Below are 16,719 nucleotides of genomic sequence, written 5' to 3'. Positions count from 1 at the left end.
ACTACTCGCGCAGTTCAGCGCCGACGCGCTCGAAGGCAAGAGCAACCGCAGCATTCTTAGCCTCGGTCGCTTCGGCCTGAGTCAGTGTGCGATCCACCGCTCGGAAGCGGAGCGCGAAGGTCAACGACTTGCGCCCGTCGGGGATTCCCGCGCCACGGTAGTCATCGACCAGCCGCGCACTCTCCAAGAGTTCTCCGGCGCCCTCGCGGACGATCGCGAGCAGCTCCCCCGCCTGAACGGAATTAGCGACAACCAACGACACATCCTGCGTAGCCGCAGGGAAGGACACAATCGGGATCGCAGCGACATCCGCCGCTGCACTCTCAATCAGCACGCTCAAATCAAGCTCCAGCACCGCGACGACACGAGGCAGATCTAGCTCAAGCGCCAGCGCAGGCAACAACTCGCCCGCGTAGCCAACAACCTGATCGCCTACACGCAGTTCCGCAGTGCGCCCGGGGTGTAGCGCCTGGTGGCTCCCCGTCACAACATCGATCTCGACCAACATGGTGGCAGCCAACTGCTGCACTATTGCCAGAGCATCCGCAAGACCGCGGGCCACTGCCTGCTGGCCCGGCTGGCGAGTGATTGCATCGCCGACGAACAACGCACCAACATGCCACGGTTGCGCAGGAACGCTCGAGTGCAACTCGGATAGCGCGGTTTCGGTGGGCAGCTCATCGCCCACGGGAAGATCGCCGCTGCCATAGGCACGACCGGCCTCCGGCAAGAACACCGTTCCCACTTCGAAGAGAGCGAGATCCGTCAGCCCGCGTGACACGTTGCGGTGAGCGATCGCTGCAAGTCCTGGCAGAAGCGAACGACGCATGGATGCTGCATCCGGGTCTAAAGCATTCGCGAGAGTAATTGCAGCTACTCCCCCCGCCAGCGGAGAACCGAAGAGATCGTTCGACGCTTTCGAGATGAAAGGGTAGGCCAGTACTTCAGTGAGCCCTGCCGACGCCAAACTGTTCGACACGGTGCGACGAAGTCGTTGTGCGCGCGTCAGTCCGCGGCCTGGAGGCGCAACTGGAAGCACCGACGGGATGCGGTCGTAGCCCACAATGCGGGCGACCTCTTCGGCGAGCGTGGTCTTGTCGTCGAGGTCGGGGCGCCAGCTCGGCGGCGTGACTCGCCATCCAGTTTCGGTCACTTCGACGGTCGTACCGATGGCTGTCAACGAATCGGTGATCTCGTCAGACGAATAGCGCAGCCCGATGAGGCCCTCAATATAGGTCTCAGGCAGCTCAATCGCCTCTGGGCTGTGCGCAGCGGGCACATCGCTGCCGAGCGAGTCGACTGTTCCGCCGCCCAGCTCAACGAGAAGCCCAACAACGCGGGCTGCCGCAGCCGGTGCCACGAGTGGATCAACTCCGCGCTCGAAACGACGTGATGCCTCGCTACCCAACTTGTGGCGGCGGGCACTGCGCGCGATCGAAATCGGCTGAAAGTTTGCGGCCTCGATCAGAACGTTGGTGGAAGCATCCGTAATCTCGGTGCTCGCACCACCCATCACGCCGGCAAGGCCGATGGGGCCAGAGTCGTCGGTGATCAGTAAGTCTTCGGGGTCGAGCTTGCGTGACTTGTCGTCGAGCGTGGTGAGGGTCTCCCCCACCAATGCACGGCGAACCGTCAGCCCCCCTGATACGCGATCGAGATCGTAAGCGTGAATCGGTTGCCCGAGCTCGAGCATGACGTAGTTGGTGATGTCGACCGTTAGCGAGATCGAGCGGATGCCGGCAAGCGTCAGCCGAGTGATCATCCACGAAGGAGTCGGTTTGGTGACATCCACATTCCGAACGACGCGCGTAGTGAATGCTCGCACCCCGGCCCGGCCACGAATGGGTGCGTCATCGTTGATGACCACCGAAAAGCCGTCGGCCTCAGTGATCGTCGGTGCGTCAGCAGGATCGGTGAATGTCGCACCGGTGGAGAGTGCAAATTCGCGAGCAATACCGCGAATCGACATGGCATAGCCGCGGTCCGGGGTGACATTGATCTCTACCGCGAAGTCGTCGAGACCGAGAAGTTCGATGGCGCTCGTACCGACTTCTGGGTCGAGCCCCAGGGTTGAGAGCACCAAGATTCCGTCGTGCTCGTCGCCAAGACCGAGCTCGCGGGTCGACGCAATCATGCCGTCGGAGACGTGGCCGTAGGTCTTGCGTGCAGCGATCGGGAAGGGGCCGGGCAGCACTGAGCCGGGAAGCGTGACAACGACTTTGTCGCCGACAACAAAGTTGTGGGCTCCGCAGACGATTCCGCGGGGTTCGGTTTCGCCGACGTCCACCTGACACCAGTTGATGGTCTTGCCATTCGTTTGGGGCTCGCCGATGAACTCGATCACCTGGCCGACTACTACCGGGCCCGAGATCTCGAAATCGTGAACGTCTTCCTCTTCAAAGCCGACCTTCACGAGGGCAGCGTGAACCTGCTCGTGCGTAATATCTGCGGGGATCTCAACGAATTCCCGCAACCAACTCATGGGAACTTTCATCAGACCACCATTCCAAACTGCTGGGAGAAGCGAATATCGCCCTCAACCATGTCTCGCATGTCATTCATTTCATTGCGGAACTGGAGCGTGCGCTCGATACCCATGCCGAAGGCGAAGCCTTGGTACTCTTCCGGATCGATTCCGGCAGCACGCAGCACATTCGGGTTGACCATTCCGCAGCCGCCCCACTCCACCCAGCGCGCACCACCCTTGGCGTTCGGCTGCCAGACATCCATTTCAGCGCTCGGTTCCGTGAACGGAAAGTAGTTGGGGCGCAGGCGGATCTGAGCGCCATCGCCGAACATCGCACGGGCGAGGTGCTCGAGGGTTCCGCGCAAGTGCGCCATCGTGAGGCCCTTGTCGATCGCAATCCCCTCAAGCTGATGGAAGACCGGCGTGTGCGTCGCGTCGAGCTCATCGGTGCGGAACACCCGACCTGGCGCGACGACGTAGACCGGCAACGGGCGCTCGAGAAGCGACCGAATTTGTACCGGGCTAGTGTGCGTGCGCAGAAGCAAGTGCGACTCGACCGGTTCGATAAAGAACGTGTCTTGCATCGCCCGCGCGGGGTGGTCCTCATCGAAGTTGAGCGCGTCGAAGTTGAACCACTCGTTCTCGAGTTCGGGCCCTTCGGCGACTTCCCAACCCATGCCAACGAACAGGTCACTCATGTGTTCCATGAGCAGGCTGAGCGGATGCCGCGCACCCTTCACATAGCGAGTCGCGACGGCAGTGACATCCACCGCTTCTGCCGCAAGTTTCGCCTCTTCTTCGGCGACAGCCAGCTCGGCTTCGCGCGCACCAAATGCGCCGTTGACACGACCACGGGCTCCACCGATGAGCTTGCCTGAGGCAGCTCGGTCCGCGGGCGGAACGTTTTTCATTTCGGCGTTCAACGCAGCCAGTGGCGATCCTTCGCCAAGATGGGCGTTGCGTACCGCTTTAAGGTCGGCCATTGTCGCTGCGGATTCGATCGCAGCCAAGGCTGCATCGACCGCTGCGGTTACCGCTGGTTCTGTGATCGGGGTGGGTTCAGACACAAGAACCGAGTTTAGCTGAAGCCGCCACCACCGCTGTTATCGCCGTAGCTGGCGTGGCCGCGAGGAATCGTAATGGCACGCGTACCGTCGGCACCAGGAATCTTGGGCTTGTCCGGCGTCGTCGCACCGTCCTTGGGCCCGCTCCGCTTCGCGATGTAGCGAGCGATGTACGACAGGCTCACATTCATCACGAGATAAATGACGAGGCCGACGGCAAACAGAGTGAAGAGGTAGCGGCTTCCGTAGAAGTTCTGCAACTCCTTGATGGTGCGCGAGAGCTCGGGGTACGCCACAACATAGGCAAGTGACGTGTCCTTGAGAAGCACAACGAGCTGCGCAAGAATGATCGGCAACATCTGCCGGAATGCCTGCGGGAACTCAATGATGAAGCGGGTTTGCAGCGAGGTGAGACCGACGGAGAGTCCACCTTCACGTTGCCCCTTGGGCAGCGACCCTATCCCGGCACGCAACGCTTCACCAATGATCGCACCGTTGTAGATACCGAGTCCGAGCACACCTGCCCAGTAGCTGCCAGTGGAGAAAAGCAGGAAGACGAAGAAGATCAGCAGCAGCAGCGGTATTCCGCGGAAGAACTCGAGAAGTATAGAAGTGGGGATCCGAATCCATTTTGACGCTGCGGTGCGGCCGAACGAGAACAGGATGCCGACAATGATCGCCAGCACAGCAGCGACACCGGCCATCCGCAACGTGTTCAGGACTCCGCGACCGAATGCACCCCAGACTTCGGGGTCACCGAGAATGTCGGTTCGCGATGGATCGAACAAGCCAGGCTGCTCGGCGCCGTTTGCGCTAATACGTGGCGCCGCAAGAATGAAGTAAACCCACACAAGGAGGGCAAGAATGGCGATCGCGCTCACGACGGAAGCGATCATGGAGTTTCGGCGGGTCTTGGGACCTGGGGCGTCGTAAAGAACACTCGTACTCATCGCAGCACCATGACCTTCTTCTCAATCGCTCCGGCTATCAGGCCGAGCGGGACGGTAATGACCAGGTAAAGCGCTGCTGCGTAAATCAAAGTCAGGAGTACGACGTCTCCGTTGTCACGTGCGGCGGAGGCCGTCGCCTTGAACAGCTCGTTGACGAAGAACGCTCCGGCTACGGACGTGTTCTTCGTGAGAGCGATAAAGACGTTGATCAGAGGCGGAACCACCATGCGACTAGCCTGCGGAAGGATGACGAGACCGACGGTCTGAGTGAATCCCATGCCGATACTGCGGGCCGCTTCCGCCTGTCCGACAGGAACTCCGTTGAAGCCCGATCGAACTGCCTCCGCCACGAACGGCGACGTGTAGAGGGTGAGCCCAAGAGCTGCGAGAAGGAAGAAGTCGAGCTCGACCCCCAAGATCGGAAGAACGAACGCGCAGAAAAACAGGACGAGGAGGAGTGGGATGTTCCGCAGTATCTCCGTATAGATCGTCGCGAATAAGCGAAGCGAAGGTACGGGCGAAATGCGCATCGCCGCAATGAGTAGCCCGAGAATAAACGCCCCGACACCCGCGATGCCCAATAGGGCAAGCGTCAGAAGAAAGCCCTGAAAGTAGAGCGGCGTTATGTCGACAAGGGCGTCGATCGCGTTAATGATGACGTCCATCCAGAGCCTCCTGAAAAATTATGGTCGGTGGCGTGAGTGGTGCTCGCCCGCGAAATAGTCGCGAGCGAGCACCGAGCACACTAGTTGCTGTAGCGGTCTACAGCGGGAGGGGTCGGGAGCTTCAGGACCTTGCCTGCAGTTGATTCCCAAGCCGCATCCCACGAACCATCGGAGTACGAGGTCTCGAGTACATCGTTGATGTAGTCGCGGAACTCGTCATCGGTGAGGCCGAGACCGATACCGTAAGGCTCTTCGGTGAACGGGTTGCTCAGAACCTCGAACTCGCCAGCGTTCTGGTCAGCGAGTCCCGCCAAGATCACGTTGTCAGTGGTGACAGCGATGACCTTGCCACTGCGAAGCGGCTCGAGGCAATTCGAGTAGGTGTCGGTCGTAATGAGGTCGACGTCGTACTCAGCGATGTTCTTCTCTGAGGTAGAACCAGCAACGCTGCAGACTGCTTTGCCTGCGAGGTCCTCGGGGCCAGTGATGCCCTCGGGGTTGCCTTCGAGAACGAGGATGTCCTGGCCAGCGTTGTAGTAAGGACCAGCGAAGGAGATAACTTCCTTGCGCTTGTCGTTGATCGTGTACGTCGCGATGACGATATCTACATCGCCGTTCTCGATGAACGTCTCGCGGTTAGCGGAAACTGTTTCTTTCCACTCAATGTTGTCTTCGCTGATGCCAAGCGACGCCGCAATAATCTTGCCGATCTCGACGTCGAATCCGACCGGTGTTCCGCTCGGTCCTTTTAGGCCGAAGAGGGGCTGGTCAAACTTGGTACCGATAGTGATCTTGCCCGCGTCAGCGAGGTCGGCCATTGTGGTTCCGGCTTCGAACTCAGGAACGACGACATCGGGATCTGTGGTCCCGGTGTCTGCTGCACACGCGCTCAGGCCGAGAATACCGACCACGGCGATGGCAGAAATCATTAGACCTTTTTTGAGTCTCATGTTTTTCTCCTTGTTGCTGTGAGGATTACCCGCTGAGTTAGTGGGTAAGAATTTTCGAGAGGAAGTCTTGTGCTCTCGGGGATTGGGGGTTGGTGAAGAACTGCTCGGGCGTAGCTTCTTCCACAATTTCGCCTTCGTCCATGAATATGACGCGGTCGGCGGCCTTGCGTGCAAAGCCCATCTCGTGGGTAACAACCAGCATGGTCATGCCATCTTTTGCCAGCTGCACCATGACATCCAGAACTTCGTTGATCATTTCTGGGTCGAGTGCCGAAGTGGGCTCGTCAAGGAGGATGATCTTGGGATCCATAGCCAGCGAACGCGCAATAGCTACCCGCTGCTGCTGACCACCGGAAAGCTGAGCCGGCATCTTGGATGCCTGGTTGCCGATACCGACGCGGTCGAGGAGTTCCATAGCGTGCTTGTTTGCTTCGGCCTTGGAAACCTTGCGCACCCGACGCGGGCCGAGAGTGACGTTTTCGAGAATTGTCTTGTGCGCAAAGAGATTGAACGATTGGAAGACCATTCCTACGTCTGCACGCAGCTTGGCAAGTCCAGCGCCTTCTTCGGGTAGAACTTTTCCATCAATAGCGATGGTGCCATCGTCGATGGTCTCAAGACGGTTGATCGCACGACACAGCGTGGACTTTCCGGATCCGCTTGGCCCAATTACCACCACAACTTCACCACGACCAATCGTGGTGGTGATGTCTTTGAGCACGTGAAGCTCACCGTAATGTTTGTTGACATGGTCGACTACGACCAGAGGTTCACCGCTCTGTGCTGCCATATTGCAAGACAACCACACCCGCGTAAGAACGGTCAAACGGCACGCCTAGATGTAACACGCTCGTGACACTGATCAGCTGCTGCGTTGCGCGAATGCACTCTCATAGAGGCACACTGACGCAGCAGTCGCCAAGTTCATCGACTCAGCATGGCCATAGATCGGCACAGAGATAACCCAATCGGCAAGCGAATAGTGCTCGTCAGTCAAGCCACGAGCCTCGTTGCCAAACAACCAGGCGGTTGGATGATCGAGCACTCCCTCTTTGCGGGCAGCCAACAGATCACCACCCTTGATATCGGCAGCGATCACACGGAGATCGGCACCCTTAACACGCTCAAGGACTGCTTCAAGTTCGACACCAATTGCGACAGGGAGGTGGAAGAGCGAACCCGTTGTTGCACGAACCACCTTGGGATTGTAGAGATCAACGCTTCGACCGGTCAGGATCACACCATCGGCACCAGCGGCATCCGCAGCACGGATGATCGTTCCCGCATTGCCGGGATCGCGAACCTCTTCAAGGATTGCGATGAGCTTTGGCCCGCCCGACAGCAAATCTTTTACTGACGTGGGGAACTGGCGGCACACTGCAATAACACCCTGGGGCGTGACGGTGTCGGCCATCGTCTCGATCACTTGCTCCGAAACGAATTCGACCTCTATGCCCGCCGCCTCAGCTGCCCGCGCGAGCTCAGTGTGGCGCTCGAGCGCGGTAGGAGTGGCGTAGAGCTCGACAAGGAGCTCAGGCCGAAAGTTGAGGGCTTCAGAGACTGATTGGGGGCCTTCCAAGAGAAAAAGTCCAGTCTCAGACCGGGCGCTCTTCTTCTCCAGTTTGGCTACTGCTCGGACGCGTGGTGAGCGCGGGTTATCAATCACGTCATTAACCCTAGACTCACTCGGCGCAGACACGAGAAACGGCACGCTGCGCTGACCAAATTGGACAGTACAGCGTGCCGTTGCACGATGTGTATGGCGACTACCTATGCAGCCGAACGCGGTGCTGAGGTGTCAGCAGGAAGTGCAGCCTTAGCCGTTGCAACCAGCGACGCGAACGTGGCGGGCTCGGTGACTGCGAGGTCAGCGAGGATGCGACGGTCAACCTGCACACCAGCCAGGTTCAAACCCTGGATAAGACGGTTGTAAGTGAGGCCATTGGCACGCGATGCAGCGTTGATGCGCTGGATCCACAGACGACGGAATTCACCCTTGCGGGCGCGACGGTCGCGGTATGCGTAGAGGAGCGAGTGAGTGACCTGCTCTTTGGCCTTGCGGTAGAGACGCGAACGCTGGCCGCGGTAACCCTTGGCGCGCTCGAGAATAACCCGACGCTTCTTGTGAGCGTTTACCGCCCTTTTAACTCTTGCCATGATGTATTTCCTAAACCCTTTACTTACCGAGAAGCTTCTTGATGGTCTTGGCGTCCTGCGGCGCAACAACCTGATCCTGGTTGAGCGAACGCTTGCGCTTGCTGCTCTTAACCTCGAGGTTGTGTCGCATACCAGCCTGCTGCTTCATGACCTTGCCGCTACCGGTGATCTTGAAACGCTTCTTGGTGCCTGAGTGCGTCTTCTGCTTAGGCATCTTTCTCCTCTTTCTCTGGAACTTCTGCCTCACGAGGCTTCTTGTTAGCTACCTTGCGGGCCTCGGCTTCAGCCTTAGCTGTTGCCTTGGTCTTGTGTGGGCCAATAATCATGACCATGTTGCGACCGTCGATAGTCGGTGTTGATTCAATCGAACCAAACTCCGACACATCTTCGGCAAACTTTTGAAGCAAACGCACGCCCTGGTCGGGGCGAGACTGCTCGCGGCCACGGAACAGGATCATTGCTTTGACCTTGTCGCCGCCGGCGAGGAATCCCTCGGCGCGTTTGCGCTTTGTTTCGTAATCGTGGGTGTCGATCTTCAGACGGAATCGAACCTCTTTGAGGATCGTGTTTGTCTGGTTGCGACGAGCTTCTTTCGCCTTCTGCGCCTCTTCATACTTGAACTTGCCGTAATCCATGATCTTGGCAACGGGAGGCTTGGAGCTGGGAGCAACCTCGACCAAATCAAGATCTGCCTCTTGGGCAAGTTTGAGGGCGACGTCAATAGAGACGACACCGACTTGTTCACCGGCGGGTCCGACAAGACGGACCTCAGGGACTCGGATTCGGTCGTTGGTACGAGGATCGCTGATGCGTGTTCTCCTTACAGTTCGTGATGCATTTCATGTACACCGTGTGCTTCGAATGCACAGAGCGTTTCACAAGATACAGTTCGGCGGATGCCGTGGCACGAAAGAGGATCGTCATGCAGCAGAACGCTGCAACACCCTTTAAAGCTGCGGAGCAAGCATCCGGAACAATACGCACGATCAGACAACTGATCACACGCTCTGAACCGCAAGCGAACTATGCGGGGTGTAACTACCCGGTAACCTTGTATGCGGTTGACAGGTGGGAGAATCTCCACTTTCGTATCCGGGGCAAGCCCCGGGCCTGCATAAGGATAGCAGAGCGAACCCCAATAAGCGAAGGACATCATGAGCGAGCCCACCAATGACGACGTCAATGAAGCACGAGACATCTCCGAAGTGCCTGCGGTAGAGGTCATCAACACCGTCGCCGTGCACATGCTCAGCGCCGCTGCCGTAAAACTCGGGCTCTCGGATGGCCCAGATGCCGAGTCGGAGAAAGACCTTGACGAAGCGCGCAAACTCATCAACGCACTCGCCGGTTTCGTCACCGCCGCCGCGCCTGAGATCGGCAATCACCACGCTCGACCGCTCCGCGATGGGCTGCGTTCGCTGCAGCTGGCATTCCGCGAAGCATCGACGTTCCCGGATGCTCCTGGTCAAGGCCCCGGCGAAAAGTGGACCGGGCCAGTCAACTAGAGCGGCGGCTCAGGCGCACGAACTACCTGCACCGCCAGTGAATCAACTGACTGTGCGATGAGTTCGGAGGACGCCCAGCGCTCGCGCATCCGGTCCATGACTGCATCGAGAGCCTCACGATCCAGCCCCGGACGCATGGCGATCTGAACGACAAGTTCGGGACCGTGCAGTCGCGCACCGGGATCGCCTGCGAGCAACTGCACCTCGGCTACGTTGTTCTCTTCTGTGGCAGATGCGGCAAATTCGTCGCGAACGTCTGCGCGCAAATAGCTCGGAACCCACTCTGTGGACTGCGCGATAGACCACAACGCCGGTCGACGGATGACGAACTCACTGTCACTAAGCGGATCAACAACCACTAGGTCGGTATTTTCGCTCGCAGCCGCAAGCGCCACACGGGTACCTGCTGCTGGCACGGGACGGGCTTCTGGGTTCCAGCTGTTCATCGCGTCGACGGAGCTGAATACCGGCAGGACCGCGCGCCCATCGGGCCCCGTCACGGTCACGATTGACAGCTCCTGAGTCTTGTCGATCGTGAGACCCGCGTCGGTAGTCGCCATCTCCCCTGCTTTTGCGAGCAGTGGGATGAGGAGGCGGGACTCGCGAATGACGTCAACAACGTTAGCCTCCGTTGCGTCACCCTGATGAAAACGAGTAATCACCGCCACGAGCGCGGCAGGGGCTGTGCCATCGTCATCGGGCGCCGGGTTTGGCTCGAAAGAGCGGCCCTCCCAGGGAGTGCCGGCGGAGTCTGTCGAGTTCATCTCAGCGACCAATGCAGAGAATCACTACTGCGACGAAACGTCGAGCGCTTCGGCTAAGGTAAATGCTTTTGCGTAGAGTGCTTTTCCGACGATCGCGCCCTCGAGCCCCTGAGGAACGAGCTCGCGCAACTCGATGAGGTCATCGAGGCTTGAAACACCACCGGAAGCGATCACCGGGCGGTGAGTGCGTTCCATTACCTGGCGAAGCAATTCGATGTTTGGTCCCTGAAGCGTGCCGTCCTTGGTGACGTCGGTGACCACATAGCGGCAGCATCCAGCAGACTCGAGGCGGTCGAGGACCGTCCACAGGTCGCCGCCCTCTTGAGTCCAACCGCGAGCGGCGAGTGTCGTACCGCGAACGTCGAGACCGACGGCGATTGCCTCGCCGTATTCAGCGATGACGTGTGCTGCCCATTCGGGGTTCTCGAGTGCTGCGGTGCCAAGGTTGATCCGCTTGGCGCCGGTAGCAAGTGCAGCTTTAAGAGATTCGTCGTCGCGGATGCCGCCAGAAAGCTCGATGTTGACGCGCTTCGGCGTCGACTTGATGACCTTCTTGATCATCGCTTGATTATTGCCGCGACCAAAGGCAGCATCGAGATCCACCAGATGGATCCACTCGGCACCCTGGTCGACCCAGTCATGGGCCGCGGCGCACGGGTCACCGTAGCTCTTCTCGGTTCCTGCTTCACCCTGAGTGAGCCGAACGGCCTTGCCGTCAGCAACATCAACGGCGGGCAGAAGTGTGAGGCTGGGTGTTTTATTGAACTCGCTCATAGATTTGCTCTCTCAAGACCTGATCGCGGAACGCCGCGCACAAGCATCCAATTCTAGTGCACGTCGAACTGACGCAAAATCAGAGGGTCTTCAACCAGTTGTTCAGTAGACGGATTCCGGCTTCCCCTGACTTCTCTGGGTGAAACTGAGTAGCCGTCAGGGGCCCGTTTTCGACGGCGGCGAGGAAGCGGCCGCCGTGGTCGGCCCAGGTCAGCTTAGGTTGCGGAAAAGGGTGCTGTACGTCAAGCGTCCACTGCTGTGCAGCGTATGAATGTACGAAATAGAAGCGCTCGTCGCGGATCGAATCGAACAGGGTTGTGTCGTCAGGAGTTTCGACGGTATTCCACCCCATGTGGGGCAAAACTGGCGCGAGTAACTTTTCTACAACACCCGGCCACTCGTCGAGACCGTCGGTCTGAACACCGTGCTCATCGCCCGACGAAAACAGAACCTGCATTCCTACACAAATGCCCATCACCGGGCGGCTTCCGGTAAGCCGTTTTTCGATGATGGCACCGCCTCGCACCGATTCAAGTGCCGACATGACAGCGGCGAACGCGCCCACTCCCGGCACCAGAAGGCCGTCGGCGGCTTCGGCTACGGACCGATCCGCGCTGAGCCGAACGTTCGCTCCAGCAGCCTCTAACGCCTTCGCTGCCGAGTGGATGTTGCCGGAACCGTAATCGAGGATGACAACCGAGGGAGCTACCACTACAGCGCACCCTTGGTCGAGGGAATTCCTGTAACGCGAGCATCAGGCTCGACGGCGCCGCGCATCGCGCGAGCGAAGGCCTTGAATTCCGCTTCGGCAATGTGGTGCGGGTCGCGCCCGCCCAAAACAGTGATGTGCACGGTAATGCCCGCGTTGAAACTGATCGCTTCGAAGACGTGGCGAACCATGGAGCCCGTGAAGTGTCCACCGATGAGGTGCATCTCGAAACCGGCCGGTTCGCCAGTGTGCACAAGATAGGGACGACCCGATACATCGACGACGGCGCGAACGAGTGCTTCGTCGAGCGGTACAAGCGCGTCACCGTAGCGTGAGATGCCGGCCTTGTCGCCGAGAGCCTGCTTGATCGCGAGTCCCAACGCAATGCCGATGTCTTCTACCGTGTGGTGCACGTCGATGTGAGTATCGCCAGTCGCTTTCACGGTGAGATCGATCAGCGAGTGCTTCGAGAATGCCGTCAACATGTGGTCATAGAAGGGCACGCTCGTATCTATGGATGAGGTGCCGGTGCCGTCGAGGTTGATCGAGAGCTCGATGCTCGACTCGCTGGTTTCGCGCGTGATCGTCGCGGTGCGCTGTGAAGTCATTGCTCAACTCTACCGAGCGCTCGGAGGTCGGCCATCGCATCCAAGAAAGCCGTGGTCTCTGCTTCAGTGCCGGCAGTGACTCGCAAGTGGTTCGGGATGCCGACGTCGCGGATCAGGATGTCTTGAATCAATAACTTGTGGAATAACTCCTGAGGCTCTGCAACGTTGCCAAACAGCACAAAGTTTGCCTCGCTCAGCACCGGCGTGAATCCGAGCGCTGAGAGCCCAGCGCTCATGCGATCGCGCTGGGTTTTGATCTCGTTGACCATCGCGAGCATTTCGGGTGCATGAGCTAGAGCGGCAACCGCGGCAGCCTGGGTCAATGCGGAGAGGTGATACGGCAGCCGGACCAGTCGCAGCGCGTCGGCGATGGCTGGATCTGCTGCCAAGTAGCCCACGCGAGCACCAGCGAACGCGAAAGCTTTACTCATGGTGCGCGAGACGATCAGGCGGGGCCTACCTTCGAGCAGCGTGAGCGCCGATTCGCGGTCGGAAAACTCTGCGTAGGCTTCGTCGACCAGCACAATGCCGTCGGTGGCGTCATAGGCTGCAGCAACTGTCGCGTTGCCTACCGGCGTGCCGGTGGGGTTATTCGGTGAGCAGAGGAAAACTACGTCGGGATTGAGCTCAGCTATTGCAGCGACGACGGTCTCGGGCGAGAGGTCGTAGGCAGCGTCTCGAGATGCGGTGACCCATTCGGTTCCGGTTCCTGAGGCAATGATCGGGTGCATCGAGTAAGTGGGTGGGAAGCCGAGGACGCGGCGCCCAGGACCGCCAAACGCTTGAAGCGTTTGCTGGAGGACTTCGTTTGAGCCGTTAGCCGCCCAGATGTTCTCGGCGGTGAGTCCGTGTCCGAGGTAGGCAGCGAGTGCTTCGCGCAGCTCGGTGAATTCGCGATCGGGGTAGCGATTCGCGGTCATCACGGCCTTCGCCAGCGCCGTCACGATGTCTGTGGCAACCGCTTCGGGGATCGGATGCGTGTTCTCGTTGACATTGAGTTGGATGCTCACCGGATCGGTGGGTGCGCCGTAGGGCTTGAGACCGCGAAGGTCATCACGGATGGGGAGATCTGAAAGCGAAGTCACTCCACAATGCTAGATGCAGACGAGTCTCTAGCTGCACGCGCGGCTTCAGGAAGCCACAGCATCTTAGGCACAATATCTAGCCAGAGCCGCAGACCAGATCCTCTATCCAGAAAAGCTGGCGGGGATCGCGAGTTGTTGGCCGGCGAACACGTCGGCGGACGGCAGTTGGTTGAGCTCGATCAGCTGGGCGACAACCTCGCGAGGGTCGTGACCTGGCGCGTGCGTCTCAGCGATATTCCAGAGCGACTGCCCCGCTGTGACATCAACATAGACAAACGCGTTCTCGTTTGACTCCAGCGTTGCGGCTGCATCGCCGCCGTTGAGCGAAAACATCAGAGCAGCAATAACCAACGGCGTGGCCGCGAGCGTCATAAGAACGACACGGCCACGCGTGGTGAGGCGAAGACGCGGTGCGGACTGCCGAGCACGGGCTACCGCGTTGGGTGCAATCACTGCAGTTGACATCATTCTCTCCTCTAGGGGTTCTCGCACCCGACTCTCGGCCGGGAGGGCCGGGTGCGAAGCTGTGTTCCGAACATACATTCGAATTGTTCTAATTTCAAGTACATATTCGAACAAGCCACTGACATTGCTCTGCGACACTCGAACAAATGTTTGTTTTTGGCTTCTTGTGCGGATACAGTTTCGAATGAGCCACTGACATTGGAATCGTCCGTGGCAGAAATCGAGGAATCGTGACTGACTCAACAGCCCCACGCGGTGACGCCACACAACGTGGCACCCGGCGGCGCACCAGCCTGAGCGCGAAGCAACTCGCAATCCTCGAAATGATTCAACGAGCCGTTGCCACTCAGGGATACCCACCGAGCATGCGCGAGATCGGGGATGCCGTTGGCCTCTCTTCGCTGTCGAGCGTTACCCACCAGCTGAACCAGCTTGAGCTCAGCGGCTACGTTCGGCGCGACCCCAACCGTCCGCGGGCAATCGAAGTACTCATCGACGTGCCAAGCGCGGTCGATGAATCGAGCACGATCAGCGCATCAATGGGTGATGCAGCCATGGTCCCTCTCGTCGGCCGCATCGCCGCCGGTATTCCGATCACCGCAGAGCAGCATGTAGAAGAGGTGTTCCCTCTCCCCCGCCAACTCGTCGGCAAGGGCGACCTCTTCATGCTGAAGGTTGTCGGAGATTCCATGATTGATGCCGCGATCTGCGACGGTGACTGGGTGGTTGTGCGTCAACAGCAGACTGCCGAAAACGGCGACATCGTTGCCGCAATGCTCGACGAAGAAGCAACTGTGAAAGTCTTCCGCCAGCGCGACGGACACACCTGGCTGCTCCCCCGCAATTCCAACTTTGAGCCGATCCTTGGCGATTACGCGACAGTGCTCGGCAAAGTCGTCACTGTGCTGCGCGCCCTCTAGGCCTCGTGGTTCCGGCGCCAAGAAGCGCTCAGCACTAAGCACTCAGCGCTAAGCACTAAGCACTAACTAGGAAGCGCTAGTCACAAACTCCTCGAGCTCCGGAAGTCGTGCCGGGTGCACGAGCGCGTTCACCAACGTGCCGTCCTCGCGATAGTCAGTCGAGAGCACACGACCCTGCACATGCAGACGGGAAATGACTTCACCGCGGTCATAGGGCACGAGCAGAGTTACCTCGACCTCGGGAGCTGGCAGCAGCTCCGCGATGCGCGCGTTGAGCTCGTCGATGCCCTCACCTGAGCGGGCAGAAACAAAGATTCCCGTCGGCTCAAGGCCACGAATCAGCAGCCGCTGGTCGTCATCCGCTAGGTCACTCTTGTTGAACACGACGATTTCGGGAATGTCGCGAGCACCGAGTTCACCGATGACATCGCGCACCGTGCTCAGCTGAGCGCCGGGATCGGGATGCGAGCTGTCAACAACGTGCACGATGACATCTGACTGCCCGATTTCTTCGAGTGTCGAACGGAATGCCTCGACCAACTGATGCGGCAGGTTGCGCACAAAGCCAACCGTGTCGCTCAGTGTAAACAGTCGACCATCGGATGTCGCTGAGCGCCGCACAGTGGCGTCTAGCGTCGCGAACAGGGCGTTTTCGACCAGCACGCCGGCACGAGTCAGACGGTTGAGCAGACTCGACTTGCCCGCGTTCGTGTAGCCGGCGATTGCGACGCTGGGAACCTCGAAACGGTCACGGTTGGCACGCTTCGCTTCGCGAGCAGGCGCGAAACCCTTGATCTGCTTGCGCAAACGCGCCATGCGTGTGTGGATGCGGCGGCGATCGAGCTCAATCTTGGTTTCACCTGGACCACGGCTACCCATACCAGCACCAGCGCCACCGACCTGGCCACCGGCCTGACGAGACATCGATTCACCCCAACCGCGCAGTCGCGGAAGCAGGTATTCCATCTGAGCAAGCTCAACTTGCGCTTTACCTTCGCGACTTGTCGCATGTTGGCTGAAAATGTCGAGGATGACGGCTGTGCGGTCGATTACCTTCACACCAACAACATCTTCGAGGGCGCGACGCTGACTCGGAGCGAGTTCCGTATCGGCGATCACTGTGTCAGCGCCCGTGGCCGCCACCACGTCTCGCAGTTCGATTGCTTTGCCCTTACCGAAGTATGTGCTCGGGTCGGGATGTGAACGGCTCTGCAAGAGGCCGTCAAGCACCACTGCGCCCGCTGTCTCCGCTAGAGCCGACAACTCGCGAAGCGAATTCTCCGCATCCCTCAGAGAGCCCTGACCGTAGATCCCGATGAGAACAACGTTCTCAATCCTCAACTGGCGGTATTCGACCTCGGTGACATCTTCGAGTTCCGTTGAGAGACCTCGAACACGCTTCAGCGCGTGACGATCGTCTCGATCAAACTGGTCGCCGTCTCGATCGGACTCGTAGTGAGCATCCGATTGGAGCGCTTGCGCGCCAGATGTACCGGAACCGAAGCGCGTCACCGCGGCATGGTCGGAACCTTCGCTGGCGAGTACGCGGTCGACGGAACGCTCGGCGTCGTCGCCGTTGTTGGCCTCGATACTGGTTTCTGTCGTGTTTCGCGTCATTGGGTTAACCCTACTTCTC

The 16,719-nt window shown here is 59.2% G+C and carries 19 protein-coding genes; 2 read left to right on the top strand and 17 right to left on the bottom strand.

The genetic code is table 11. The annotated features are described in order from the left end of the window. Nucleotide 1: 1 nt before the first annotated feature. The 10 genes from pheT to infC all read right to left on the bottom strand — a co-directional run bounded on the left by pheT (nt 2) and on the right by infC (nt 9,062). Nucleotides 2-2,494 (bottom strand): phenylalanine--tRNA ligase subunit beta, encoded by a 2,493-nt coding sequence (gene pheT / locus ABD112_RS13800; RefSeq protein ID WP_343926749.1) that lies wholly within the window; start codon nt 2,492-2,494, stop codon nt 2-4. Continuing rightward, nucleotides 2,494-3,534, bottom strand: a complete 1,041-nt coding sequence (pheS, locus tag ABD112_RS13795; RefSeq protein WP_343926748.1) for a phenylalanine--tRNA ligase subunit alpha — start codon at nt 3,532-3,534, stop codon at nt 2,494-2,496. Before pheS ends, pheT begins: the two co-directional genes overlap by 1 nt. 11 nt (nt 3,535-3,545) lie before the next feature. Next, nucleotides 3,546-4,481, bottom strand: coding sequence for an amino acid ABC transporter permease (locus ABD112_RS13790; RefSeq protein WP_343926747.1), 936 nt, complete (start codon nt 4,479-4,481; stop codon nt 3,546-3,548). Next, a complete protein-coding gene (locus ABD112_RS13785; protein WP_343926746.1) occupies nt 4,478-5,146 on the bottom strand; it encodes an amino acid ABC transporter permease in 669 nt (222 codons plus the stop codon). The genes ABD112_RS13790 and ABD112_RS13785 overlap by 4 nt, the downstream gene beginning before the upstream one ends. 80 nt (nt 5,147-5,226) lie before the next feature. After that, nucleotides 5,227-6,096, bottom strand: coding sequence for a glutamate ABC transporter substrate-binding protein (locus ABD112_RS13780; RefSeq protein ID WP_343926745.1), 870 nt, complete (start codon nt 6,094-6,096; stop codon nt 5,227-5,229). Nucleotides 6,097-6,133: 37 nt separating this feature from the next. Beyond that, on the bottom strand, nt 6,134-6,886 hold the full coding sequence (locus tag ABD112_RS13775) for an amino acid ABC transporter ATP-binding protein (RefSeq protein ID WP_425563845.1): 753 nt from the start codon (nt 6,884-6,886) through the stop codon (nt 6,134-6,136). Between the two features lie 72 nt (nt 6,887-6,958). Continuing rightward, nucleotides 6,959-7,762: a TrmH family RNA methyltransferase gene (locus ABD112_RS13770; protein ID WP_343926744.1), complete on the bottom strand. Its 804-nt coding sequence runs from the start codon at nt 7,760-7,762 to the stop codon at nt 6,959-6,961. 104 nt (nt 7,763-7,866) lie between these two features. Continuing rightward, the gene (rplT, locus tag ABD112_RS13765; protein WP_197126598.1) at nt 7,867-8,253 is read right to left on the bottom strand and encodes a 50S ribosomal protein L20; all 387 of its coding nucleotides are present in this window, start codon (nt 8,251-8,253) and stop codon (nt 7,867-7,869) included. A gap of 19 nt (nt 8,254-8,272) precedes the next feature. Beyond that, nucleotides 8,273-8,467 (bottom strand): 50S ribosomal protein L35, encoded by a 195-nt coding sequence (gene rpmI, locus ABD112_RS13760; RefSeq protein WP_343926743.1) that lies wholly within the window; start codon nt 8,465-8,467, stop codon nt 8,273-8,275. Then, nucleotides 8,460-9,062: a translation initiation factor IF-3 gene (gene infC, locus ABD112_RS13755; RefSeq protein WP_081503561.1), complete on the bottom strand. Its 603-nt coding sequence runs from the start codon at nt 9,060-9,062 to the stop codon at nt 8,460-8,462. The genes rpmI and infC overlap by 8 nt, the downstream gene beginning before the upstream one ends. A 345-nt stretch (nt 9,063-9,407) precedes the next feature. Between infC and ABD112_RS13750 the strand changes: the two genes are divergently transcribed. Beyond that, nucleotides 9,408-9,758, top strand: coding sequence for a DUF1844 domain-containing protein (locus tag ABD112_RS13750; RefSeq protein ID WP_343926742.1), 351 nt, complete (start codon nt 9,408-9,410; stop codon nt 9,756-9,758). Here ABD112_RS13750 and ABD112_RS13745 read toward each other — a convergent pair. The 6 genes from ABD112_RS13745 to ABD112_RS13720 form a co-directional block, all read right to left on the bottom strand. Beyond that, on the bottom strand, nt 9,755-10,522 hold the full coding sequence (locus tag ABD112_RS13745) for an SseB family protein (RefSeq protein ID WP_343926741.1): 768 nt from the start codon (nt 10,520-10,522) through the stop codon (nt 9,755-9,757). The two genes, ABD112_RS13750 and ABD112_RS13745, sit on opposite strands and share 4 nt — an antisense overlap. A 24-nt stretch (nt 10,523-10,546) precedes the next feature. Next, on the bottom strand, nt 10,547-11,296 hold the full coding sequence (gene priA, locus ABD112_RS13740) for a bifunctional 1-(5-phosphoribosyl)-5-((5-phosphoribosylamino)methylideneamino)imidazole-4-carboxamide isomerase/phosphoribosylanthranilate isomerase PriA (protein WP_343926740.1): 750 nt from the start codon (nt 11,294-11,296) through the stop codon (nt 10,547-10,549). Nucleotides 11,297-11,375: 79 nt separating this feature from the next. Further along, nucleotides 11,376-12,008 carry an imidazole glycerol phosphate synthase subunit HisH gene (gene hisH / locus ABD112_RS13735; protein WP_343926739.1) on the bottom strand — a complete coding sequence of 211 codons (633 nt, stop codon included), beginning with the start codon at nt 12,006-12,008 and terminating at the stop codon, nt 11,376-11,378. Next, on the bottom strand, nt 12,008-12,613 hold the full coding sequence (hisB, locus tag ABD112_RS13730; protein WP_343926738.1) for an imidazoleglycerol-phosphate dehydratase HisB: 606 nt from the start codon (nt 12,611-12,613) through the stop codon (nt 12,008-12,010). The genes hisH and hisB overlap by 1 nt, the downstream gene beginning before the upstream one ends. Next, on the bottom strand, nt 12,610-13,698 hold the full coding sequence (locus tag ABD112_RS13725) for a histidinol-phosphate transaminase (protein ID WP_343926737.1): 1,089 nt from the start codon (nt 13,696-13,698) through the stop codon (nt 12,610-12,612). Before ABD112_RS13725 ends, hisB begins: the two co-directional genes overlap by 4 nt. A 102-nt stretch (nt 13,699-13,800) precedes the next feature. Beyond that, complete coding sequence (locus ABD112_RS13720; protein WP_343926736.1) at nt 13,801-14,166, bottom strand: LysM peptidoglycan-binding domain-containing protein; 366 nt, start codon at nt 14,164-14,166, stop codon at nt 13,801-13,803. A gap of 227 nt (nt 14,167-14,393) precedes the next feature. On the opposite strand from ABD112_RS13720, the gene lexA reads away from it, so the two are divergent. Next, on the top strand, nt 14,394-15,083 hold the full coding sequence (gene lexA / locus ABD112_RS13715; RefSeq protein ID WP_343926735.1) for a transcriptional repressor LexA: 690 nt from the start codon (nt 14,394-14,396) through the stop codon (nt 15,081-15,083). Nucleotides 15,084-15,149: 66 nt separating this feature from the next. On the opposite strand, the gene hflX is transcribed toward lexA, so the two are convergent. After that, complete coding sequence (gene hflX, locus ABD112_RS13710; RefSeq protein ID WP_343926734.1) at nt 15,150-16,700, bottom strand: GTPase HflX; 1,551 nt, start codon at nt 16,698-16,700, stop codon at nt 15,150-15,152. Nucleotides 16,701-16,719 lie beyond the last annotated feature (19 nt).

This window comes from Rhodoglobus aureus (assembly GCF_039527955.1).
Lineage (GTDB): Bacteria > Actinomycetota > Actinomycetes > Actinomycetales > Microbacteriaceae > Rhodoglobus > Rhodoglobus aureus.
The sequence above is the reverse complement of the archived record's forward strand: the minus strand, read 5'-3'. Positions and strand labels throughout refer to the sequence as shown.